Annotated in this window: 19 protein-coding genes; 9 read left to right on the top strand and 10 right to left on the bottom strand. The window is 40.9% G+C overall.

Annotated elements, in window-relative coordinates; translation table 11 throughout:
- Nucleotides 1–10: 10 nt before the first annotated feature.
- Nucleotides 11–1735: an ABC transporter substrate-binding protein gene (locus tag E0H82_RS01360; protein WP_131262732.1), complete on the bottom strand. Its 1725-nt coding sequence runs from the start codon at nt 1733–1735 to the stop codon at nt 11–13.
- A 785-nt stretch (nt 1736–2520) separates the two neighbouring features.
- Here E0H82_RS01360 and E0H82_RS01365 point away from each other — a divergent pair.
- From E0H82_RS01365 to E0H82_RS01390, 6 genes are all read left to right on the top strand, one after another.
- On the top strand, nt 2521–5202 hold the full coding sequence (locus tag E0H82_RS01365; protein ID WP_131262650.1) for a TonB-dependent receptor: 2682 nt from the start codon (nt 2521–2523) through the stop codon (nt 5200–5202).
- Between the two features lie 163 nt (nt 5203–5365).
- On the top strand, nt 5366–6076 hold the full coding sequence (locus E0H82_RS01370; protein ID WP_131262651.1) for an energy transducer TonB: 711 nt from the start codon (nt 5366–5368) through the stop codon (nt 6074–6076).
- 28 nt (nt 6077–6104) lie between these two features.
- Nucleotides 6105–6974 (top strand): MotA/TolQ/ExbB proton channel family protein, encoded by an 870-nt coding sequence (locus E0H82_RS01375; protein ID WP_131262652.1) that lies wholly within the window; start codon nt 6105–6107, stop codon nt 6972–6974.
- 15 nt (nt 6975–6989) lie between these two features.
- On the top strand, nt 6990–7415 hold the full coding sequence (locus E0H82_RS01380; protein WP_131262653.1) for an ExbD/TolR family protein: 426 nt from the start codon (nt 6990–6992) through the stop codon (nt 7413–7415).
- A gap of 21 nt (nt 7416–7436) precedes the next feature.
- Nucleotides 7437–7859 carry an ExbD/TolR family protein gene (locus E0H82_RS01385; RefSeq protein ID WP_131262654.1) on the top strand — a complete coding sequence of 141 codons (423 nt, stop codon included), beginning with the start codon at nt 7437–7439 and terminating at the stop codon, nt 7857–7859.
- Between the two features lie 265 nt (nt 7860–8124).
- On the top strand, nt 8125–9255 hold the full coding sequence (locus E0H82_RS01390) for a hypothetical protein (RefSeq protein ID WP_131262655.1): 1131 nt from the start codon (nt 8125–8127) through the stop codon (nt 9253–9255).
- 55 nt (nt 9256–9310) lie between these two features.
- Here the strand turns inward: E0H82_RS01390 and bioD are convergent, their stop codons facing one another.
- From bioD to E0H82_RS01415, 5 genes are all read right to left on the bottom strand, one after another.
- Entirely contained in the window at nt 9311–9952 is a 642-nt protein-coding gene (gene bioD / locus E0H82_RS01395; protein WP_131262656.1) for a dethiobiotin synthase, read from the bottom strand.
- Complete coding sequence (bioC, locus tag E0H82_RS01400) at nt 9949–10728, bottom strand: malonyl-ACP O-methyltransferase BioC (RefSeq protein ID WP_131262733.1); 780 nt, start codon at nt 10726–10728, stop codon at nt 9949–9951. Before bioC ends, bioD begins: the two co-directional genes overlap by 4 nt.
- Before the next feature lie 9 nt (nt 10729–10737).
- Nucleotides 10738–11895 carry an 8-amino-7-oxononanoate synthase gene (locus E0H82_RS01405; protein WP_131262657.1) on the bottom strand — a complete coding sequence of 386 codons (1158 nt, stop codon included), beginning with the start codon at nt 11893–11895 and terminating at the stop codon, nt 10738–10740.
- Nucleotides 11892–13175, bottom strand: a complete 1284-nt coding sequence (bioA, locus tag E0H82_RS01410) for an adenosylmethionine--8-amino-7-oxononanoate transaminase (protein ID WP_131262658.1) — start codon at nt 13173–13175, stop codon at nt 11892–11894. The genes E0H82_RS01405 and bioA overlap by 4 nt, the downstream gene beginning before the upstream one ends.
- Before the next feature lie 87 nt (nt 13176–13262).
- Complete coding sequence (locus E0H82_RS01415; RefSeq protein WP_131262659.1) at nt 13263–13994, bottom strand: hydrolase; 732 nt, start codon at nt 13992–13994, stop codon at nt 13263–13265.
- A gap of 283 nt (nt 13995–14277) precedes the next feature.
- Between E0H82_RS01415 and E0H82_RS01420 the strand changes: the two genes are divergently transcribed.
- Nucleotides 14278–14808, top strand: a complete 531-nt coding sequence (locus E0H82_RS01420; protein WP_228258609.1) for a peroxiredoxin — start codon at nt 14278–14280, stop codon at nt 14806–14808.
- Between the two features lie 6 nt (nt 14809–14814).
- A complete protein-coding gene (locus E0H82_RS01425; protein ID WP_131262661.1) occupies nt 14815–15324 on the top strand; it encodes a hypothetical protein in 510 nt (169 codons plus the stop codon).
- A gap of 73 nt (nt 15325–15397) precedes the next feature.
- Here the strand turns inward: E0H82_RS01425 and ftn are convergent, their stop codons facing one another.
- Nucleotides 15398–15862 carry a heteropolymeric bacterioferritin subunit Ftn gene (gene ftn, locus E0H82_RS01430; protein WP_131262662.1) on the bottom strand — a complete coding sequence of 155 codons (465 nt, stop codon included), beginning with the start codon at nt 15860–15862 and terminating at the stop codon, nt 15398–15400.
- Between the two features lie 572 nt (nt 15863–16434).
- Here ftn and E0H82_RS01435 point away from each other — a divergent pair.
- Nucleotides 16435–17502 (top strand): SDR family oxidoreductase, encoded by a 1068-nt coding sequence (locus E0H82_RS01435; protein ID WP_131262663.1) that lies wholly within the window; start codon nt 16435–16437, stop codon nt 17500–17502.
- Nucleotides 17503–17859: 357 nt separating this feature from the next.
- On the opposite strand, the gene ligA is transcribed toward E0H82_RS01435, so the two are convergent.
- From ligA to smc, 3 genes are all read right to left on the bottom strand, one after another.
- The gene (ligA, locus tag E0H82_RS01440) at nt 17860–19899 is read right to left on the bottom strand and encodes an NAD-dependent DNA ligase LigA (protein ID WP_131262664.1); all 2040 of its coding nucleotides are present in this window, start codon (nt 19897–19899) and stop codon (nt 17860–17862) included.
- Between the two features lie 87 nt (nt 19900–19986).
- Nucleotides 19987–20943: a cell division protein ZipA C-terminal FtsZ-binding domain-containing protein gene (locus tag E0H82_RS01445; RefSeq protein ID WP_131262665.1), complete on the bottom strand. Its 957-nt coding sequence runs from the start codon at nt 20941–20943 to the stop codon at nt 19987–19989.
- Between the two features lies 1 nt (nt 20944).
- On the bottom strand, nt 20945–24397 hold the full coding sequence (gene smc, locus E0H82_RS01450) for a chromosome segregation protein SMC (RefSeq protein WP_131262666.1): 3453 nt from the start codon (nt 24395–24397) through the stop codon (nt 20945–20947).
- Between the last annotated feature and the right edge of the window lies 1 nt (nt 24398).

The raw sequence follows: 24398 nt of genomic DNA on the forward strand, positions 1-24398 counted from the left end.
TCGTCCAAACTTATTTATTTTTTACAGGCTGTATATCTAAATATTGCCAGTTGCTATTCATCATCGGATGAGCTTTAAAACCCTGAACCTGTGGATGCAACAACCAGTTGCGAATACGGCTACTATGAATAATCCATGGATTATCAGCTTCGATTTGACGGCTTAATTTTTCATAATATGGTAAGCGTTGCTGTGGTGGTAAACCTAACATTTGCTGATACAGTGCATCATAACTTTTGGATTGATAACAACTTAAATTGCCCTGTGCTGAATTCGGCCCATACAGCAACTGCGCAAAATTTTCTCCTTCTGGATAATCTGCAATCCAAGCACCACCCCACAGCATATATTTGCATTGCGTTGCGGCTTTTAAATTATCGGCAAAATTACTCACTTGAAAATCAACGCGGATACCTATTGCATCCAGATTCTTTTTCCACAGTTCAGATTGCACCACGGAACTGGAACTATTTTCCGTCATAAACTTTAAAGTGAGTGCTTTGCCATTGGGTAAAGTCCGATAACCATCTGCACCTTTTTTATAACCGAAACGATCCAGTAATTTATTGGCTAAGATAGGGTTATAGGCGAGGCTACTGCGATAATTCGGATTGAAGCCCTGCACACCGTCTGGAACCAGCATTTCAGACCGAACCGCCTGTCCCTTATAGAGTTGTTTAATCGCTTCGTCTTGATTAAATGACAAAGTGATTGCACGACGTAAGGCAATTTTCTCTAGACTGAATCCACCAACAGTAGGATCTTTCATATTGAACATGGTGTAAGTAATTTCGGGGTCTTTATTGGGATAGTGCTGAATCCCTTGCTTCACCAATTCAGGTTTGAGCTTCTGACCATCCAGTGCTTGCGGCACAGCATTCGAAGTTAATTTGTCGAAATCGAGTTGCCCTGTTTTAAATGCTAACCAACGCGATTGTTCTTCTTCAATAATACTGACCTCAACTTTGCCAATTTGCGGCATCTGTTTGCCTGACATTTCTTTTACTAATCTGTTATCCCAAGCGCTACCTGTCGATTTAAAATTCCAGACAAAACCACGGTAATACGGGTTGGCGGTCAATTCAATTTTGCTACGCGGAACATACTTACTCAGTTGATACGGCCCAGTCCCAACAGGATGCTGTGCAATACGATCAGCATAATATTCAACTACTTCACGTGCTGTAGCACCAAAGGTGACATACGCCAGAATATACTGAAAATTATAATCAGGACGGGTTAGAGTAATTTGTAAAGTATAGGGATCAAGGGCTTTTAAGCCTGCAATCGGCGCATCGTAATTAAACTTTCCCGTTTTCTTGGCCAGTGCATTGGCTTGATTACCCCCCACAATTTTTCCATCAATGAATGAATAGGTGGTTGAACGGTTTTTCGGATCTAAAATACGCTGGATACTGTAAATATAATCTTGTGCTTTGAGTTCACGACGCTGCCCTTTAAACGCAGGATCGGGTGAAAAATAAATCCCTGGCTTAATCTGAAACGTGTAAACCTTGCCATTTTGCTCGATACGCGGCAAAGCCTGTACCGTATTCGGCACCAATTGCACAGGGCGAGCTAAATAATCGTATTTCAGCAAAGGTTCAAAAATAACTTCGGCGATTTTTCCACTGTAAAAATTGTAGGTTTTGACCATATCAAAACCATCATCAGGCGCTTCTATCGCCACGTGTAAAATCTTGTTGGGCTGTGCCGCAGCATTGGCTTGCAGCATACAGCCCGATGAAATCAACAGGGTTAAAATGGCTATTCTTAATTTTTTGGCTTCCAATTTTTACCTTTCCTGTGCTGCACGCTTAAGCGCTGCGTCATTCATTGTTTTTAAACTGAGTGTTTATTGTTATTCATGTTCCATTTAAGCAAATTCTTTGTCATTCGTCCTCTGCTTAAATCATGAATCTACAATGATTTGAGGCTAAAGCGAATTTCGTGCCATCCTGAAAAACTTGCCAGTATTTAAAAAAATCACATTATTTAAAGTTATTTTTTATTAGATATTTATCGTATTTTTATCTAACTCATTGCACCATCTTATTGGCCAAAAAATACATAAACCAAGCCTACAACATACACTTACATAACGCACAAAAAAAATACACACATGATTCATAATGGCTCATGACTCATTTTTTTATAACAAAAAATATATTTAGTTTGTTGTTTTATATATATTTTAACATTTATACATTTCATAAAAATAATTTATAATTCAATTGAAAATAGTTAATTTAGTTTATTTTTTAAACAAAAATTTAAAATACACAAAATAGCACATGACTTTAAGTTCCAAATTGACGCATTTTCACCCACCCTATTCATTTCAACATTTCTACTTATATAGCCAATAAAAGTTGTGAGTAAATTCACATTTTAAATTTAATAACTAGATATATTTCAAATATTTAAGTTTTAGCTATGCATAAAAAATCAAATTGGCATCTGATTTGCTTAAACCTACACAGCAATCTCGCTAAATACAAAAAAAGGATTACTTTTACGATGATAAAGAACAAATCTGCTAAGGCGATGGACAAGCCATCGGTTAGCAAAGCAATTCTTAAATTAAGTACGCTGAGTTTAAGTATGATGTGCTTGTCTTTAGCTCATGCCGAAGATACAGAAAACACAGAAATACAAGAGCAACCCGTAAAAGTTGCCAAAGTCACAGTAACGGGATCTTCAATTAAGGGGGTGGCCGCGCAAAGTACCTCTCCAATTACAATTATTAAGGGCGAAGACTTAACCAATCAAGGGATTACCACCGTCGAAGAAGCATTGACCAAGGTCAGTGCCAACCAAGCGGGCTTTTCGACCTCACAGAACGTCGGGGCAAGCAATACCGAAGGTTCATCTGCCAACCTGCGTGCCTTAGGAACCGACAAAACTCTCGTTCTACTGAATGGACGCCGTCTGGCCTATAGTGCATTTAGCACCTCCACCACCAACCTAAATATCATTCCATTGGCAATGATTGAGCGTATTGAAATTCTACGTGATGGTGCCTCTGCCGTGTATGGTGCCGATGCAATTGCAGGGGTCATTAACTTAATTACCAAAAAAAGCTACGAGGGATTCAGCATCAGTGGTGGCTTTCTTCAACCTGAGCAGTCAGGCGGAGATAAACAAGACGTCCAAATTTTTGGTGGCTACGGCGATTTAGATGAACAAGGTTTTAACGTCTTTGGTGTGGTCGATTACCGTCGTTCTAATGACATTATGGCCAAAGACCGTAAAGTCAGTAAACGCGGTGGCTTAATACCTGAACTCGGCATTGATGCCAGTTCAGCCAATGGTTTCCCCGCCAACTTTTATGACCCGACCACAGGAACTTTGGGCAATCCTTATGGCAATAGTAACTGTAATAACACTCCAAATGTTGTCGCAGATGGTGGGCTGTGTTATCTCAACACCCAAGCATTGATTGGCATTGCCCCTGAAACAGAAACCATTTCGGCAATGGGTCGCGGTACATTCAAACTTAGCGACACGTTCAATGCGATCGGTGAATATATCTATTCCCACAATGAAGTCACCACTTCCATTGCACCCGATGTCTACAGTCGCTCAGTAACTCTCCCTGAGACCAGTCCTTATTATCCTGGTAAAGGAGTTACACCGTCTGTAGATGGTTTAAGCGGTGTGCCATTACAACTGTATTTACGTTCACAAGCGGGCAACCGTGTTTCTCAATCTGTCAATGAGTCGCACCGTGCTTTTGTTGGTATTGAGGGTGAAGCCTACGGATGGGACATGAACGGTGGCGTGACCTATGCAAAAAGTGAAGCAACCGACAGTTTTGTTAGTGGTTATTTGAACCGCAGCAAATTACAAGCCGCTTTAAATGATGGTTTGATCAATCCCTTTGGTGCCAGTCCAGACTCAAATTTATGGAATTCTTTTTCGGTCACAGGTGAGTCGAATGTTGCTTCATTAGATTCCACCACGGTTGACCTTACTGTGAGCCGACCTATTTATACCTTACCCGCAGGTGATGTTGGTTTAGCACTCGGTGGCAGTTTCAGTAAACAAGAATGGGAAGCTAAAGTTAATTCAGACATTGTGAGTCAAGTCCCGAGTAGTGGTATAGACCCGAATAAACCGCTGAGCGAAGGTGACCGAGATATTACCGCCTTCTTTGGTGAGTTACATATTCCAATCACCAAAACTTTAGAGGCTCAACTGGCTGCTCGTTACGACGATTATAGTGATTTTGGCGATACCTTTAACCCCAAAATTGCTTTCCGTTGGGAACCACTCAAACAACTGATGTTCCGTACCTCCTACAGTACAGGTTTCCGCGCACCAAGCTTATATGACATCAATGCACCACAAAGTGAAACCTACACTGGGGCAAGATATGATGACCCTGTGCTTTGTCCAGGGGGTAAAGCGACTTCTACACAATACCAAACCGAATGTAATGTGCAGTTCAAACGTATGCAAGGTGGTTCACCCGATTTACAACCAGAAGAATCCACCTCATATACTGCGGGTTTTGTGCTCGAACCCATCAAGAATTTAGTGTTCACAGCCGATTATTACAATATTGAAATTGATGGTCTGATCGACACCATTAGTGATGCCATGATTTTTGAAAATCCAACCAAATATGCAGACCGTTTTGTGCGTGATAATGAAGGTCGGATTAAATACGTCAACACCACACTGGTGAATATGGGCGGGATTAAAACCGAAGGGATCGATCTAACCCTAAACTATTTGACTCCAATGACCGCAACAGGTCGTTTTGGTTTCGGCATCGATGGCACCTATATCATCAAATATGACAAACAAGAAGAAGCTGGCGGAGCATGGGAAGGCAAAGTCGGAACTTATGATGACCCTGCAATTCTTCGTTGGAAACACGTTGCCAACATTAATTGGAGTTATGAAAACTGGAAGATGATATTTGAGCAAGAATTCTACCGTGGCTACGACGACCAAAATGCCATTGGCGATGATGCTTATGACCACCACAAAGTCAGTGACTACACCCTCTATAACGTGTCAGGAACCTATAAAGGCTTTAAAAACCTAGAGCTGACTGCGGGGATTAAAAACCTGTTTGATGCTGAGCCTGCTGCTTCGAATGTGATGGATAACTTCCAATACGGTTATGACCCACGCTATAGCGACCCAACTGGACGCGCTTACTTCTTGCGGGGGACTTACAAGTTCTAATTGGCGTTCTGCCCATTCTGTCTTGAAATCCTCCAGCGAGACAGTATGGGCAAAACATTTAATCCTTCATTTAGCCAAACAACAAATACTGTCAATCCGTCCATCTTTCATAAGCAGTGATGCGTGAACGATTTATTGTTTGTCTCAAATTTCAGGAGTAACCATGGGCACGAGTTTCACAGCATTAGAGAACAATTCAGCCAAACGCCTGATTGGTATTGGGGCAGTCATTTTTCTGCATCTTATTATTTTCTATGCCCTTATGGCAGGTTTATCCAAAACCATACATAAGCCAGAAGAACCCATTGTGGAATTGATGATTATTCAAGATAAACCACCTGAACCCGAAAAACCCAAACCCAAAGAAATTCCACCCGAACCACCCAAAATGGTTAAAGAGGTCGTAAAAAACCATGTACCCGAAAAACCAGTGGAAAAAGTCGAACGTGTGCAAAAAACAGCACCAGTTAGCCCAACTCAACCTGTAAAAGCTGTCACACCGACACCTACTGTAGCGCCTTCACCAAGTCCAGTGCCCGCTCCTACACCTGTTGCGGCAGCAGCGGCACCCGCCCCTGCATCTAAACCAGCGGGTGCAACTCGCGGAGCATCGCAAGGTGACGGCGGCTGTAAACAACCAGAAATGCCACGTGAAGCGCAAATGAATGGTGAATTTGGTGCAGTGACCATTTCGGTACTGGTGGGTACAGATGGGAAAGCCAAACAAGTCAAAGTGAAAAAATCCAGCGGTGTGAAGAGTTTAGATAAAGCAGCCTCTAAAGCTTATAGCTTATGCACCTTTAATCCCGCATTAAAAAATGGTGAACCGCAAGAAACTTGGTTTGAAATTCCTTATGAATTTGCACTGGACTAATGAATTAAACAAAAATTGGAGCATATAGATGAATAAAATGATCAATCCTGTAAAAAAAATGGCTACTGCTGGCTTAGTTGTAGCAAGTACCTTTCTCCCGATTCATTCTGCATTTGCTGAAGATACTGCCCCTGTAACGACTACAGCAGTAACTCCGAGTAACACCACCACTGCACCGCAACCACCGGCCAAATCAGAAGCCCCTGCATACAACCCTTATGGCTTAGAAGCCATGTGGAAAGAAGGTGACATGGTCGCCAAAACCACGCTGTTTATTTTGGTCATGATGTCGATTGGCACATGGTACATCATGATTACCAAACTGCTGCAACAATCGAAAATCAAAGGGCAAGGTCGTAAAGCGGATGCTGAGTTTTGGGATGCCAGTACACTCGAAAGCGCAACAGATAGCTTAGATAAAGAAAGTGTCTTCCGCTTTATTGCGGAAAAGGGCATTCACTCGACCAAAAACCACGAAGGAACGTTATTAGAACGTATCGACTTTAATACTTGGGTGACCATTTCCATTCAACGCGCCATCGACAAAATTCAAAGTCATTTAAGTGGCGGACTGGCTTTCCTTGCCACTGTTGGCTCAACGGCACCATTTGTGGGTCTATTTGGGACGGTTTGGGGAATTTATCACGCACTCACCGCCATTGGTATGTCGGGTCAAGCATCAATTGATAAAGTTGCAGGTCCTGTTGGTGAAGCCCTCATTATGACGGCGATTGGTCTGGCTGTAGCAGTACCAGCGGTACTTGGTTACAACTGGTTAACCCGTCGCAATAAAGCGGTAATGGAAAATGTGCGTAGCTTTGGTTCTGATTTACACACAGTTTTACTCAGTGGTGAAATCAGCAGCAATCCAAATCATAAAAAAGTCGTGAATAAATAAAAGAGGACATCAACCATGGGCATGATGGTCAGTTCAGATGACAGTGAAGATGATGTAATTGGAACCATTAATACAACTCCGCTAGTGGATATTATGCTGGTTCTGCTGATTATTTTTCTCATTACGGTGCCTGTCGCCATCCATACAGTACCCGTAAAATTACCTGAAGAGAAAAATACGCCTTATGCCAATAAACCCGAAAATATTCAACTTGCAGTCAATAAAAATGGGGATGTGTTCTGGAATGAAAAATATATTGCAGATAAAGCCACGCTGATGACACGCCTACAAGTCGAGGCGCAAAAACGTCCGCAACCTGAAGTGCATATTCGTGGCGATCAGCAGACTCACTTTGAAGCGATTGATCAGGTAATTAATGCAACCAAACACGCTGGGATTGGCAAAATTGCGTTTGTGACCACTCCCCCAGCTTCACCATAATCGACTCAGAAGGAGCAAGTTATGGGTATGAATATTGGCTCACATGATGACGATGATGTACTACTCGATGTCAATATGACACCATTAATTGATGTCATGTTGGTGTTGATTATTATGTTTATTATCACCATTCCAATTCCCAATAATGCCATCAATATTAATTTGCCAAATGGTGCTCCGCCACCACAAAGCAATGAAAAACCACCTGAAATCATCAATCTCAAATTAGATGCACAAGGAAAAATCTTCTGGAATGGTCAGTCTGTAGAAAATAAGCAGGCTTTAGAAAGTTTATTTATGACGGTGGCAAAAAAGTCTGAACAAGATCAAATTAAACTGCAACCTGACCGCATGACCGAATACAAACAAGTCACGATGGTCATGGCGATGGCACAACGTCTAAATATCACTAAAATTGGAATTGAGAGTAACGCTTCACTTTAATCTTGTCGAAAAAAATCCGCATTTCACTCTCTATAAAATGCGGATTTTTTTGTTTGTAAAATCGACTTACTCACTGGTCAATTAGCCATTAAAATCCAGTGTGAAAACGCTCGGCATTTAAATGCACGCCTTAACATCATGATGCATTTTATAAGTCATCACATGTAAGAATAAAAAATATTCACCGAACAGACCATTCTGTATATAATCCGCTTCTAACTTTAAAACTTAATAATTCAATAATTTAAAACCTAGAGTGGCACAAATGAAAAAACTTACAACTTTAGCATTCTCTATATCTATTACAGTTTTAAGTGGATGTGGAGGAGGATCAGGTGGTTCCACCTCCTCGACAACTCCATCAGCTTCAAATTCAAGTTCTGGAGGATCGACCACGTTAACATGTAATCGAGGAATTCTTTTGAATTCCCAAATTACCGGAACTACTATTTTTGATGAGCCTTTATACAATTTGGATTATGAATATAAAAGTAGTGTAAATACTCCAAATTATGTAACTCAACTATATGCAGACGTGATTCAAAGAAATGGACAAATGCTCTATGTGAACTATGCACCCATTTATAATGTTAGTGCAGAAGAATTAGATAAAAGTACCGCAGAAAATGAAGAAATTTACGAAGGTTACATATTAAATAGTCAGGGGCTTTATACTCAAAAAACACTTCAAAAACAATCTAGTGGATGGCCTTACTATTACCTATCTTCATCTCAAGGGCTACAAGTTTCAACAGCATTATTTAATGATGAATGTAGCCTAAATGCAGGAAAGCAAAATTTTAATTTTGAAAAGATTGATCTGTCAGGTAAAACGATAGCAGATATTTTCCCGACCAATATACTCACAGGATATCCTAAAACTCAGGATTATATTTACCTACACAATCAAGTTGGCATGATTTTAAAAGGGAATAAAGATGCTTTAGCTGCCTTACTTTCAAGCACTGCGACATTCCCAGCTGGTTCTTATGTTTATATTCCCAAATCTATTGTTAATGATGATTATCAATTTTACTTTTCCGAATCTACAGTAACAGATGCAACTAGTTTAAATGACTGGATTCAAAAACATTATGGCCAATTAAATTATACCTATAAGATTGGTAAAGTTTCTAATCTCGATGTGGCATATAGTGTAGATAGTAGTGGTAATCCTCTATATGAAGCTGGTGCTGATCCTGCAATTAGCAAAGATGGAAAAATTTATGATGGAGAATGGGATGTCAAAGGCGACATACTTTCTCCAGAATATGGCATGATTTTTAATGGCGAATTAGTCAACTACGATTCCAAAGGAAGTTATACGCTATTTAATAAATCAAGTTTTGATTTTATCGCTCAACAGATTAAAAACAACTATCCAAGCATTAATTAAATTTTAAGCCAATAATAAAAGAGGAGTTATTTAAAAATAACTCCTCTTTTTACATTTACAACACAGGAATATCAATCCATAACGCATCAGGAAAATGCTTGGCTAAATAAGCTTTCAGATATTCAGAAGTATCTTTGGAAATTAACGGATCTTGTGACTCATCATTTAAATTATAAGCCAAAGCATATAAAGACAAACCACGTGCTTTTAATGCTTCCAAACTCAATAAAGTATGGTTAATACTGCCCAAACGCCCAGAACTGACTAAAATCACAGGAAACTTTTTCTGTTCTAGATAATCAATGGTCAACATTTCTGTCGTGAGAGGCACCATTAAACCGCCAGCACCTTCCAGTAAAACCACCTCAAATTTTTCTGCCAATTGCTGTGTTGCAGCTTCAATTTTGGCAAAATCAATGTCACGACCGTCCAGTTTGGTGGCTAAATGTGGTGAAGCAGGATAGGTAAAAATTTCTGGCATGGTCAGTTTACTTTCATCTTCTGGCAACCAACCTGTACCCATAATTTCACGGTGTTGTTGAATATCTTCAGATACATCGACATTGCCCGTTTGAATCAGTTTCTGGGTAATGACATGCTGACCTTGCTCATTCCATAACTTTGCCAGGTATCCTGTGGTATAGGTCTTGCCAATGCCTGTATCAATCCCACTGATAAAATAGATGTCTGCGCTCATGTTATTCTCCGTGCAATACAATAAATCGGGTGATAGCTGAGTGTGTACTGCACTTGCCCTTGCTGATCCATCTCCGAAAATTGCTGATAATTTTGATAAAATTGTTGTAACGAATGCTTGGTCCAACGATGCGCTGCATTGGTCGCCGTAACACCCGTAGCTTTTAAATGCTGTAACACCTGCTTGGGATGGGTAAAGTACAGCGTGGTCAGTTGTTCACTTAGGTGTAAAACCTCGAACCCCGATTGAATCAAGCTTTGCTCAAGTTCAGGCATGCTGTGATATTCCAACCCCTGCCCGGTTAAGGTTTTAATTTCTTTTAAATTCTGCTGTCCAAAAATGGAAAAACAGAAGAAACCGTCTTGCACTAAAGCATGGGCGACTTTAGTAAAAATTGCCTGTAAATCTGTCATCCACTGCAAAGCAGAACTGGAAGTCACCACGTTTAATTGTTTTGGAAACTCAAGTTGCTCAATATCTCCGATTCGCCATTCAATCTGTTGCAGTTGCGGAAAATGGCGTGCAACCTCAACATATAGATCATTCAGAATCAGGTGATCCATTTGCAAATTTTGCAATAAAAGGTGACTCAAATTTCCAGAACCACAGCCAATTTCAAAGACCCGCGCCTGATGACATGTAGGCAGAAAATCTAGCATCAATTGCATTAAATGTTGGCAAATTTGCTTTTGCACAATGGCATGTTCAGTATAGCTTTGTCCCGCTTGTGCAAAACGCTGAGCAACACGAAATTTATCTATTTGAGATGGATTCAACACTAAAACTCATAACAAAACGACAAACTGATCCAGTTCATCTTGCTGAAATTGGGTATTTAAACAAATACGTAAACGCGAACTTTGTACAGGAACCGTCGGTGGACGAACAGGCATAATATAAAAGCCTGCTTGCTGTAATTGTGCCGCAGTATCTACCGTTTTTTGTGATTCGCCAATAATCACTGGCACAATATGACTGGTTGATGGACAAGCATAGCCTTTTGCCTGTATCGCTTGTTGTAAATAACTGCTTAATTGTTGTAAATGCTGACGACTGGCATTCATGCTCAACACTTTTTGGAAAATGAAGTTGGTCCACGCCATACAGATTGGCGGCTGTGCGGTACTGAAAATCAAAGAACGCATACGATTAATCAGAAATTCACGGATAATCGGATGGCAAATTAAGTAGCCACCGACTGAGGCCATCGCCTTACCAAATGTCCCTACCAAGAAGTCAATCTGCTCAATCACTTGATATTGTTCGGCACAACCTAGACCTTGTTCACCACGCACGCCTATCGCATGCGCTTCATCCACATACAGCATCACTTTGGCAAATTGGGACTTAATGCGAGCTAATTCTGCCAAATCAGTTTCATCGCCATCCATACTAAAAATGGATTCAGTCACCACAATAATGCGCTCAAAAGCCTCATCGTCATGATATTTCTGCAACAATTGCGATAAATGCTGTAAGTCATTGTGGCGATAACGTACATACTTGGCAGAGGAAAGACGAATCCCGTCAATCATACTGGCATGCACCAGTTTATCCGCCAGAATCAGGGTTTTGGCATCGCTGACCGCAGGTAAAATCCCAATGTTCATGTGGTAACCACTGTTAAATAACAGCGCGGCACGTCCAGCAAAAGCCTGACTTAAACTGGCTTCGAGCTGTTCATATTCAGGGAAATTCCCTGTCAATAAACGCGAAGAAGATGAGCTCATCAGACGACGTGCATTCGGGGTTTCATCAAAAAACTGTTCGCGTAAGCTCAGATCGGAAGCCAAGCCCAAATAGTCATTTGAAGCTAAATTCAACATCCGGCGTTGCTGAATTTCAATCCATTTCCCCTGCTGGGTGTTAGAGGTAAATTGACGTAAATTACCCTGCTGTTTCAGTTCATCCAACTGTGCAGCATAATGGTCTAACAAATTCATGCCGCTTCCTCTTGCATATGGCGAACTACATCTACTAGTTCAGTCAATAAAATATCTAACTGCGTTTCTGAAATGACATACGGTGGCATCACGTAGACCAGCTTACCAAATGGACGAATCCAAATGCCACGTTTTACAAATTCTTGTTGTAGCGTTTTCATATCGACATTAAAGTTCAGCTCAACCACACCAATCGCCCCCAACACGCGTACATCCTGCACATAATTGAGTTGTGCTAATGGTGCAAGATGTTGCTGCAATTGGTTGCCAATACGCTGGATGATACTTTGCCAGTCTTGAGACACTAAAAGTTGTGTGCTGCGTAATGCCACTGCACAAGCCAGTGGGTTTGCCATAAAGGTTGGACCATGCATAAACACGCCTGCTTCACCTTTAGAAATGGTTTCAGCCACATGCTTCGAGGTTAAGGTTGCAGACAGCGTCATATAACCACCTGTTAAGCCTTTGCCTAGACACATAATATCGGGTTCAACTTGTGCATGTTCCCAAGCAAAGAGTTTGCCTGTACGTCCAAAACCTGTCGCAATCTCATCAAAAATTAACAGAATTTGGTATTTTTCACAGAGCAATTTGGCTTGGCGCAAATACTCAGGATGGTAGAAACGCATGCCACCTGCACCCTGCACAATCGGCTCAATAATCAGACCTGCAATGCTGTGGTGATGCTGTTCCAAGGTTTGTGCGAGTTCAGCAATATCCGCTGGGTCCCAAGTCTGATCAAAACCGACTTGTGGTGCAGGAACAAAAATTCGATTGGGTAAACTGCTGCCAAAAATCTGATGCATGCCCGTTACAGGATCACATACCGACATCGCATTCCACGTATCCCCGTGATAGCCCGAGCGTGGCGTGACAAAATTGGTCTTCCCTGTATTGCCCTGTGCCGTCCAATATTGCACTGCCATTTTTAAAGCGACTTCGACTGCAACTGAACCAGAATCGGCATAGAAAATTTTGTCTAAACTAGGCGGAGTAATCTTTAATAACAGTTTGCCCAGTTCAATGGCTGGGTCATGGGTAAAACCGCCAAACATAATATGCGACATATTTTGCAACTGATCGGTCACCGCCTGATTCAAATCTGGGTGGTTATAACCATGAATCGCACACCACCATGAAGACATACCATCAATCAGTTGGCGTCCATCATCTAGTTCAATTACTGCCCCATAAGCTTTCTTTACTTTGAACGTCGGCAGTGGATTGGTCATAGAGGTATAAGGATGCCAGATATGTTCAAGGTCAAATAAATCGGTCATCCATAACTCCTGTGGCGTACTCTTTTTTACAATGTGGGCTATCTTAAACCTGCAAGTTTCTAAAAAACATTGCGAGAATGGTCATTCCTAGACAGCTTGAAAAGTTGTATTGATAAAATCTTCTATAATTTGCACACTCTGCTCAACTTCGAAGCAAGGAAAACCATGCGAGGCATGTTCAATACATACAACTTTTACATTCTCTGCAAGTAATTGTGGCATATTTTGAATAATTTCGCCGGGAACCAGTGCATCATGCTGTGCAAACACATGCAATTGCTGTCCTGTATAATGCGCCAAAGTTTCGGTTAAATTCAACTGCTCTAGCAAGACTAAACCGTGTTGTAACAGTGAAATTGGTTGTGGCTTAATCAGTTTTTGCATTTGAATAAAATCTTTCTTGGCAGAATCTGCACCCTGACAAACCAGAAAGCCAAAACGCTTTAAAGTCGTAATCGCATCCTGCTGAAAAGACAGTTTGAATTGCTCAAATGTTTCTTGTGGCATCGCTGTTGACCAGTTCGATTGTGCAACAAAACATGGGTTTGATGCCAAAGTAATCAAGGTTTTTTGTTCTTGATATTGTTGTTGTAGTTGCTGCGTCAATAGCGTTGCCAGTTGTCCACCCAACGACCAGCCCATAATCACATCAAAGCGATGGGCCAGTTCAACATGGTGTTGCAGAATATCCGCATCCAAGGCATTAAAAATATTGATCAGTTCAACATGATGTCCTTGTTGTTGTAGTTTGTGCTGTAAAGGTTCCAACAACTGTGTTCCACCACCCCAACCCGTAATCAGTAAAATACTCGCGTTCAACGTTTTGCTCTAAAAATTAAACTTTGTACAGCAGTATAACGGCTTTTATTTTACGACTGAGCTGCATTTCCTATCATTCTAAAACTGAAAAGTCACACGGTTTCCCTGATAAATCAACTCCACATTAAGATCACATTTTGGTCAGAGCATCAAAAACCATATACAGCCATTCTATGATTTTGTTGCACTGATGATGGTCATAGTTTGCTAAGATAAATCTTCCATAGCATCGAAAAAGAAGAAAATGACTTTGAATCAATTGCTCCGTGTTAGCTTAATAGGTATGACCTGTAGTTTCGGGACTTATCATTTAACTCATGCCGAAACTTCGATTTTTTCTTCTTCCACCTCAAGCCAAAAACAATGGGTTGGACAGGCAGCGCCTAACTTTAAGTTACAAGATCAAAATGGCAAATGGCATGAGTCCAAACAATATCGTGGACAATGGGTGGTACTCTACTTTTACCCAAAGGATGATTCGCCAGGGTGTACTCAAGAAGCCAATCAATTTAAAGCACTTTATCCAAAATTCTTAAAAGCAAATGCTGTGGTGTTGGGTGTGAGCCTAGATGATGTCAAATCTCATCAAAAATTTTCCAACAAATTGGGACTCCCTTTTCCAATTTTGGCCGATCAAAAACAGCAACTTGCAGGTCAGTTCGGCATAGTCCGTAATTTTGGTGTGGCACAAATTGCCAAGCGTGAAACTTTCTTAGTCGACCCGCGAGGCACAATCGTCTATCACTATAGCAGTGTAAACACACAAACCCATGCCAATCAGGTTTTAGCAGATATTCAAAAAATAAAATGGTAATCACTAATGCAATTACAAAACAATGAAAAAATTTTATATAAAACAAAGCCTATAAATTCTATTTACCTATTTCTCCTATGTATGATCATAGCAATATATGTTTCTTTTGCACTTCCGTTGCAGTCTAAACATTTTATAATGTTGGCTATATTATGCTTGTTGAGTTTTTTCAGATTTTTTGACTCTATCATTATTACCAACCAACGTATCATTTCACATCTGTTTTTACGCCAGCGTACAGTTCAACTTTCTACATTGCAACAACCACCTTGTCTCACGATTGATCCTAAAAAATTCAGACAATATGAATGGCAACGTAAATTATTAAAACAAACTTTCCAAGATTTTTGGCTGTATAAAACAGATATTTATTTTAAACAATTAGTTAGTGCAGTAGATCCAAACCCTTTAGAAAGAATCCCTTTATCTCTTTTTTCAAAAAAACAGAAAGATCGAATCATTCAAACATTGGCACAATCATGGCAACTTGATCCAACGATTGAACATCAAGAATAAGCTGTAATTTGATATCAAAAGAAATTTAAACTAGAAAAAACCCAGTATTTACTGGGTTTTTTTTATTTGAATCTTACATTTGCGACTGAATATAGTTTTGTAAGCCAATCAATTCAATTAAGCGAATTTGCTTTTCTAACCAGTAAGTATGGTCTTCTTCAGTATCTGACATTTGCTGACGTAACATTTCACGCGTGACATAATCACCTTTTTCTTCTGCCAGTTTCACGCCTTGTGCCAATTTCTCACGTACATGATATTCCAGTGCCAAGTCTGCCTTTAAACAGGTCACGACATCTTGTCCCACATCGATATCATCACGGTGCATATTCGGTGTACCTTCTAGGAAAAGTACACGACGAATCAAGGCATCTGCATGTGCTGCTTCTTCTTGCATTTCATGATCAATACGTTCAAAGATTTTACTTAAACCCCAATCTTCATACATACGTGAATGAATAAGATATTGATCGCGAGCTGCAAGTTCCCCACCAATCAACATATTTAAATAGTCTACTACTTCTGGATTGCCGCGCATCTCGTTATACCCCTACCTTTTTCAAATATTATGGCGACATTTGAAAAAGATTGCAAAATTTAAATTTTGTAAGTTTATGATTTTTATAAAATTAAAATGAGAAATATACGCATTTGCAGTTTAATTTAAGCCATTTTCCGCATATAAAATAAGCCTTTGCAGTATTTTGCATCTTAGGACAAAGGCTATTTCATTCAAAATTCTGCTTATTTTAAAATTTGTAACTATTTAAAATGATCCTTATTTCACTACATCTTTAAAACATCACGAAGTTAAAATTATCACACCATCATTTTTTATTATTAAAAATAAAAAGTTACACTCAATTTAGAGCTGCGAGTCCCCACTGTTGCATAGTAGGAGTTAAATACACCTCCCAATATTTTTTATTGATAACGTTGTCTATGTTGACTCATAAAATCGTATTTACCTCGACCAACTTGGTTTTATAACGTGCATCAACATCTACGTTGAAATGACGCATAAGTTAGATACCTGTTTCCCATAAGCAAAGACTTTCATCACATTCGCGCTTACACTATGCCAATACTTAAAACAACAATGGTTGATCTATGACAAACTTAGCAACACAAGCACCAGTACTGGTCACAGGTGCCTCGGGTTATATTGCCAGTTGGGTAATTCAAAAATTATTAACCCAAGGCTATACCGTACATGCCACTGTCCGTGACCTGAACAAAACTCAAAGCTTCGCGCATTTATCTAAAATTGCAGAAAGCAGCACAGGAACACTCAAACTATTTAAAGCGAATTTGCTCGAACCAAATTCATTTAGAGAGGCAATGCAGGGTTGTGAAATTGTATTTCATATGGCGTCACCTTTTGTCGTTACCAACTATAAAGATGCGGTGAAAGACATCATTGAACCTGCTGTTTTAGGTACAGAAAATGTTTTAAACACCGTGAATGAAACTGAGTCAGTCAAACGCGTCATTCTCACTTCGAGCATTGCATCGACCTATGGCGATGCCGTGGATATTTTAAAAACTGATCATAATACTTTTGATGAAAGTCACTGGAATACCAGCAGCTCAGAGACCCATCAGCCTTATCCATATTCTAAAGTGATGGCTGAACGTAAAGCTTGGGAAATGGCAGATGCACAAAACAGTTGGCAATTGGTTTGCATTAACCCAGCGTTGGTCTTTGGTCATTCATTAACGCCAAATACGCAGTCAGGTTCAATTGAGGTCTTACAACAATTTACCAATGGCTTAACTCTCGCTGGTGTTCCACCCATGTGGAATGGTGTGGTCGATGTTCAAGATGTCGCTGAAGCACACCTACAGGCTGCATTTAACCCAAAAGCAACAGGCCGTTACATCGTCAGTGGCGATACTTTAAGTTTGCTTGAAATTGGTCAATTACTTAAAGCACATTTTGGTTGGAAATTTCCATTTCCACGCAATGAACTGCCCAAAGCGGCCTTTAAAGTGATTGGTCCGCTCATTGGTTTTAGCCGTGAATTTGTTGAACTGAATATGGGTTACCCTATTTATTTTGATGCGAGCAAGAGCCAAAAAGAATTAGGTTTACAGTATCGCGATGTCAAAGAAAGCTTGATTGAGCACTTTCAACAATTGCTCAACGATGGTGTGATCAAACAATATATTCCTTAAAAATAAATAAAAAGCATAATGCTAGTCAATTTCATAGCTGACGAGCATTATGCTTTTTCTAAATTGATGAGGGCATATGAGACACGAAATATCATCAGCAACTATTCGCGACAACACTACATTCGAAAAAAATTGTTTCTGCGACAATTTTACTCATTGATGGCAATGAACGAGTTTTGCTGATGACTAATGCCTTTGGTTACTTTGGGCTAATCCAAAGTAACCTACGAACTTCAAGTATTTGATGCTAATACGGTAAGACTCTGCTGTGAGCCACTCATCATTAAAAGTCGTTTTAGTCGTGCTTTAACTGAACGCTATTCTCTGAACAGTATATTTTTGATCCAAATCAAAAATCTAAGCCTCTAACTGACCATAATCTTGCATCAGTTGAATAAACTCGCTTTCATTCATCACATGAATACCGAGCTTTTCAGCTTTTTCTAATTTTGAGCCAGCTTTTTCACCTGCGACCAAGCATTTGGTTTTGCTTGAAACACTGCCACTAACACGCGCACCCAATGCTTGTAACATCTGGGTTGCATCATCACGCCCCATTTGGCTGAGCGTACCCGTAATCACCCAGCTTTCACCATTTAAAGGTTGGCGCGTCGGTGCGACTGGCGCATCCCAATGAATACCCGCAGCCAACAATCGATCTAGCACTTCAAGGTTATGGGGTGCTTGGAAGAAATCGACAATCCACTCTGCCGTAATATCACCAACATCGGGCGTTTTCTTTAAAGCCTCAATATCGGCGACCCTGAGCGCATCAAGGGTTTGGAAGGTATTGGCCAACATTCGTGCCGTGGTTTCACCCACCCCGCGAATACCAAGTGCATAAATAAATGCAGCCAAGGTGGTTTTTTTACTATTTTCAATTGAATCAATCAGGTTTTGAACCGATTTCTCACCCATTTTTTCAATGGTGAGCATTTTTTCGCGGTGTTCGTGTAAGTGGTAAATGTCTGCGACGTCTTGAAGTAAATCCAAATGTAATAAAGATTCTACCCAACGATCTCCCAAACCTTCAATGTCCAAAGCCTTACGTGATACAAAGTGGCGAATTGCCTCAATCCGTTGTGCAGAACAATATAAGCCGCCTGAGCAACGCGCTAAAGCTTCACCTTCAGGCATGACCACAGGTGATTCACATACAGGACATTGGCTAGGCAGTTCAACTTGAATGGTATTTTCAGGACGGAATTCGGGCCAGACTTTTTCCACCTTTGGAATCACATCACCACTACGATAGACACTGACCGTATCGCCAATACGCACATCTAGACGATGAATTTCCCCAATATTATGTAAGGTCACATTGGAAACCGTAACCCCTCCCACAGCGACTGGGTTCAAACGTGCAACTGGGGTTAACGTCCCTGTTCGTCCAACCTGCCAGTCAATATGGTCTACCGTAGTCAATGCCGCCACCGCAGGAAATTTATAAGCGGTAGCCCAACGGGGTTCCCGACTTAAAAAACCCAACTGCTGTTGCTGTTTTAAATCGTTAACCTTAACCACCATGCCGTCAATTTCGACGCTTAAATTCGGACGCTCAAGGTTAATTTTTTCATACGCTTGCTGTACCGCTTGAATGCTGTCGCAAATGAAATGGCGCTCACCGACGGCAAAGCCAAACCCAGTCAACCAATCTAAACTTGCCGACATAGTGGCTAAGCCATGACTTGGTTCACACTGTGCAATACCATAGGCATAAAACGCCAGTGGACGTGCAGCAGCCACATTCGGATCTAACTGTCTTAAACTACCTGCCGCAGCATTACGTGGGTTGGCAAAGGTTTTTTCACCTTTGGCTTCATTTTCAGCATTTAACTTTTCAAAACCAGACTTTGGCATGAGCACTTCGCCACGGACTTCCAGTAACGTCGGAACCACACCAGAGGCATGCGTTAAAACTTTCGGTAAGTTACGAATGGTTTTAACATTCTGGGTAATATCTTCACCTGTTTCGCCATCACCACGAGTTACGCCACGAACGAGTACCCCATTTTCATACCACAATGAAATTGCCAAACCATCGAACTTTAATTCGACATCGTATTCAATCTTCTGATTCGGTAAACGTTCTTCAATGCGTCGTGCGAAAGCAAATAGTTCTTCTTGATTAAACACATTGCCCAACGACAGCATGGGCACAACGTGTGTCACCGATTCAAATTTTGCCAATGGTTTAGCACCGACTTTATTGGTCGGGGTATCGGTCTGAACCCATTCTGGATATTGTTGTTCTAATGCCTTCAGTTGGTGAAATAACTGGTCATACTCACTGTCGGCAATGGTGGGCTGATCCATCACATAATAGGCATGATTATGCTGTGCCAGAATCTGAATCAGTTGACGCATTTGTGCGACAACAGTGTTTTGCTGAGTCATAGTTTCACCATAAAAAAGGGCGGTTTCTCCGCCCTTCAACAATCTTGTCTAACTATTATAAAAGTCAGACTCTCATTTTCAATTTGATTATACCGTTGCTTGTTGACCAGAACGATAATCAATGGCTTGATGACGCCAAAATTCACGCAATTGTGCGGTCATTTCCTGCTGATTTTGATCATAAATCGTGCCATCAATTTCACGTGCAATCAGGTTGGAAATACTGACCATGGTATCAAACGCATTTTGCACATCATGATGTGGTAACGCCAAGAAAAATGCCAAACCTTTGACTTGCTCATTGGCTAAAGTTTCTAAGTCAAACCCAGCAGGCCCCTCATCGGTAATTTGTAAAACCGAGAATGAAAGCTTTTCATGTTCTTCATCATAACGATGGAAACATGCCATTTCACCATAGCGTAGACCGTATTTAAGCAACACCTTTAAAGTCTTGTCACCCGTCAATACACGACGTTCTGGATAAATATTAAAAACAATAAACTCTTCAGCTGTTTGTAAAACACTTTCTTCATCGACACGTTGTTGTTCGTGTAAATGTTCATCTAAAATGCTACTTTCTTCATTAAATTCAACAATTTCTGCTTTTTCAATATGATGTGCATTTAAATGTAAACCTTCATCTGCATTTTCAACTGGTGCATTTTCTTCTACTTTGGCTGTTATATTTGCCTCAATCACAGTCTCTGTTTGTGCCGCTTCTGTCGTGGTTTTGACATCTGTATGGACTACTGAATCTGTAGCTTGTTGTTTTTCTTTGGCAACTTTAGGGTTCTGCTTTTCTGTGAGATCTGCAACCACTTCAGCATCATTCAGCGTTGGCTCAACTCGTTCTGTTCCTTCTGTTGAGGTCTGCAATTGATCGCGTACATGACGCGGAATAATTGGAAGCTGACTATCTGAGTTCACCTGCAATTCGCTCTCAAGTGAAGGTGTTGCATTCGCATTTTTTTTAAACAACATGCGAAAACCGATTAAAATAATGATAACGGCAATAACAATACCGACTATTGTTGTGACTTCCATATTATGACTCCGCGACTAAACCGTATTCTTTTGCCTGTTCCAAATTTACGCTAACAAGTTTTGATGTCCCCGGCTCTGGCATCGTTACCCCCAATAAATCAGTTGCCATCGTCATTGCTAGCTTATTATGTGTAATGTAAATGAATTGCACTTGTTCAGAAAGCTCTTTTACCAAATTACAAAAACGACCAACATTGGCATCATCCAAAGGGGCATCAACTTCATCCAATACACAGAACGGTGCTGGGTTTAAACGGAAGATGGCAAAAACCAATGCCAATGCAGTCAGTGCCTTCTCTCCTCCAGACAACAAAGCCAAGGAACTATTGCGCTTACCCGGTGGGCGCGCCATGAGTTTAACCCCAGATTGCCAATCATCTTCTAACGTGAGGCAAGCTTCTCCGCCATTAAAAACTTTGGGAAATAATTCCTGCAACTCCGTATTGACCTGATCAAACGTGGTCATAAATAACTTACGTGTTTCCTGATCAATACTTTTCATTGCTGCTTGAAGTTGTGCAACTGTTTTTTCTAAGTCTTCAATTTGATGACTCAGTTCATCAAAGCGCTTGGACACTTCTTCATATTCTTCTGAAGCCGCTAAATTGACTGCGCCCAATTTAGCAAATTGTTGTTGAGCTTTTTCCAATTGTGCCTGATGTGCAACTAAATCAATGTTTAAGCCCGTGATTAATTCACTGTCCATCGCTTTCAACTGTTCAGAATAGTGTTGGAAGTCAGACTTGGCTGCTTGCCATGACAAACGCTTTTCTTCCAGTTCTGTTCGTAAACGTTCATCTTGCTGTTGCTGTTGATGGCGCTGCTCGGTCACTTGCTGTTGCTTTTGTTGCACACTGTTCAACTCAAGCTGCCATGCATGCCATGTTTTTTGTAGTTTCTCGGTTTGCTGAGATTGCTCGGCAAATTGTGACTCCAAACTCGGAAGTTCTAACTGAACAGGATCCACAAACTTCTTTGCCTGCTCCATTTGCTGAGCAATTTGCTGATTTTGTGTTTTCAGGAAAGAACGATCTTTTCCCAACAGTTCAATCTGTTGCTGCGTTTGTGTATTTTGACGGCGCAACACTTCGAGCTCTTGTTGCGACTGTAAACTCTGTTGCTGTGCCAACTCTAATTGTTCTGTCAATTCATCGAGTTGGAATTGCGTGGTTTTATAGTGGGGTAAGACCTGTTCCAGCTTTAAAGTCAGTGCATGCAAATCAATTTCCAGATCATCCTTTTGCATGGCATCTTCTTCAAGCTGCTCATCCAACTGTTGTAACTGGTCACGCAATTGTTGTTGCTGAATGGCAAAAGCCTGTGCACTACTCTGTAACTTGGCAATATTTACATCCAACTGTTGTAAAGACTGTTGCTGCTGTTTCAGTAATACTTGCTGTTCTTTAAACTGCGTTTGAAGCTGCTGAATCTGTTGTTGTAGACTCGGTAATTGCTGATCCGCCAGCTCATACTGTGCCTGTAAATTACTCAGCTCAATCTCAATGCTTTCTAAACGAATCCGATGGCTCAGTGCACCTTGTCCTGCTTGGCTACTTTCATCATAAAGCAAGCCAATGACCCAATCCGCCGCAACCTGATAGCCATCTAAACTTAAGATGGACTGCCCATGCTGAAGCTGAGATTGATAAGACAAAGCTTCACTTAGTGTCGTTGCAATAGCAACCTGATTCCACAACGAATGTTGTGCAGATGCAATCCAATCGGCCAAACATGGCAATTCAGCCACTGCAAGTTTACTACGACCGACGCTCATTTTAAGCTGACGTGCAATGCTCGCTTGAAATTCAGTCTCTGCATCTAGCACTTCCGCCGACAGCCACTTGGCAAGGAATTTCTCGATCAACTGGGCATGTGGTTTGCCCTGTTCTGTCAGCTTCAAGGTCTGCATCAATTGTACATTGGCATTGTGTGATTCAGGACTTTGCTTGACCAAGAGTTGGGTTAAGTTTTTCTGTTCAGACTGCAACACCTGCATCTCAGATTTTAATTGCAGCACCTGACTCTTTTGCAGAGCAGATTGTTCCTGTAATTGTTCTAACTGCTGACGCTGCTGCTGAATCATTTGCTCGGATTGTGCAATCTGGGTCTGAAGCAATTGTTTATCTTGCTCCAGTTGTTGCATATCTTCATGCTGAGTTTGGTTTTGAATCTGAGCGGCTTGCTGTTGCAAAGTTTGTTTTTGTTGTTCTATACGCACCATATTTTTAGTTAATTGCTCAGACTGTGCCAGCATTTGCATTTTCTGCTGTTGCTGCTTTTCCACTTGTACTTTGAGCTGCTCAAACTGCTGCTGCACTTGCTGCTGTTGCTCTTTTAAATCTTGATAACTTTGACTTTGTTGCTGATTTAAAACGTCTTGTTGCTGCAATTGTTCAGTTTGATCTTCCTGTTGTTGCAGTAAGGTTTCAAGCTGTAATTCAATCAGTTGCAAACGCTCTTTGGTTTGTGCCTTTTGCTGTTCGAGTTGTGCCAACGTTGAGGTATTTTGCTGAAAAAGTGACTGCTTCTGTTCTAAAGTCATCTTCAGCTCAGCCAGTTTTTTCTCAGCTTGCTGCCATTCATTTTGCAATGGTGTCGATTGTTGAATCAGACGCTGAAATAACTCACTGGTCGAACTTAAATCATGTTCCAAAGTGGTTAAATCTGAGCGTACCAATTTAAACTGATCACCCAATTCATTCATTTGCACCGTATATTCCTGCTGCAAACGACTGCTTTGTTCGCATTGGAAAGACAGCACTTCCACTTTAATGGTCCGAATGGTTTTTTCTAATGCTTTATATTGAATTGCAGTTTCTGACTGACGCTTTAAAGTTTTTAACTGAGATTTGAGCTCTTGGGCAATATCATCTAAACGAGATAAATTTTGGGTGGTGTGATCTAAGTGTAATAAGGTTTCACGACGGCGCGCCTGATAACGAGATACGCCAGCCGCCTCTTCAAGAAACACCCGCATTTCTTCTGGTTTGGCATCAATCAGACGGTTAATCATGCCTTGTTCAATAATGGCATACGAACGCGGACCTAAACCTGTCCCCAAGAAAATATCCGTAATATCTCGACGACGACATTTGGTCCCGTTTAAAAAATATTCAGACTTGCCATCTCGATTGACCTGACGGCGAACCGCCAATTCATTATAGGCATTATAAGCGCCTCCTAATTTGCCATAAGTATTTTCAAAACGGAGTTCGACACTAGCAACGCCCACAGGTTTACGCTTGGCTGTACCAGTGAAAATGACATCCTGCATGCTACCGCCACGGAGTTGGCGCGCATTGGATTCACCCATGACCCAGCGAATGGCATCAATCACATTGGATTTACCACAGCCGTTCGGTCCCACCACCGCACTACGGTTGGCTTTGAATTGTAAAGTCGTGCTATCGGCAAAAGATTTGAAGCCTGAAAGTTTTAAACTGCTTAAACGCATA

It is taken from the genome of Acinetobacter sp. ANC 4910, from assembly GCF_004331035.1.
In the GTDB taxonomy this organism is placed as follows: Bacteria; Pseudomonadota; Gammaproteobacteria; order Pseudomonadales; family Moraxellaceae; genus Acinetobacter.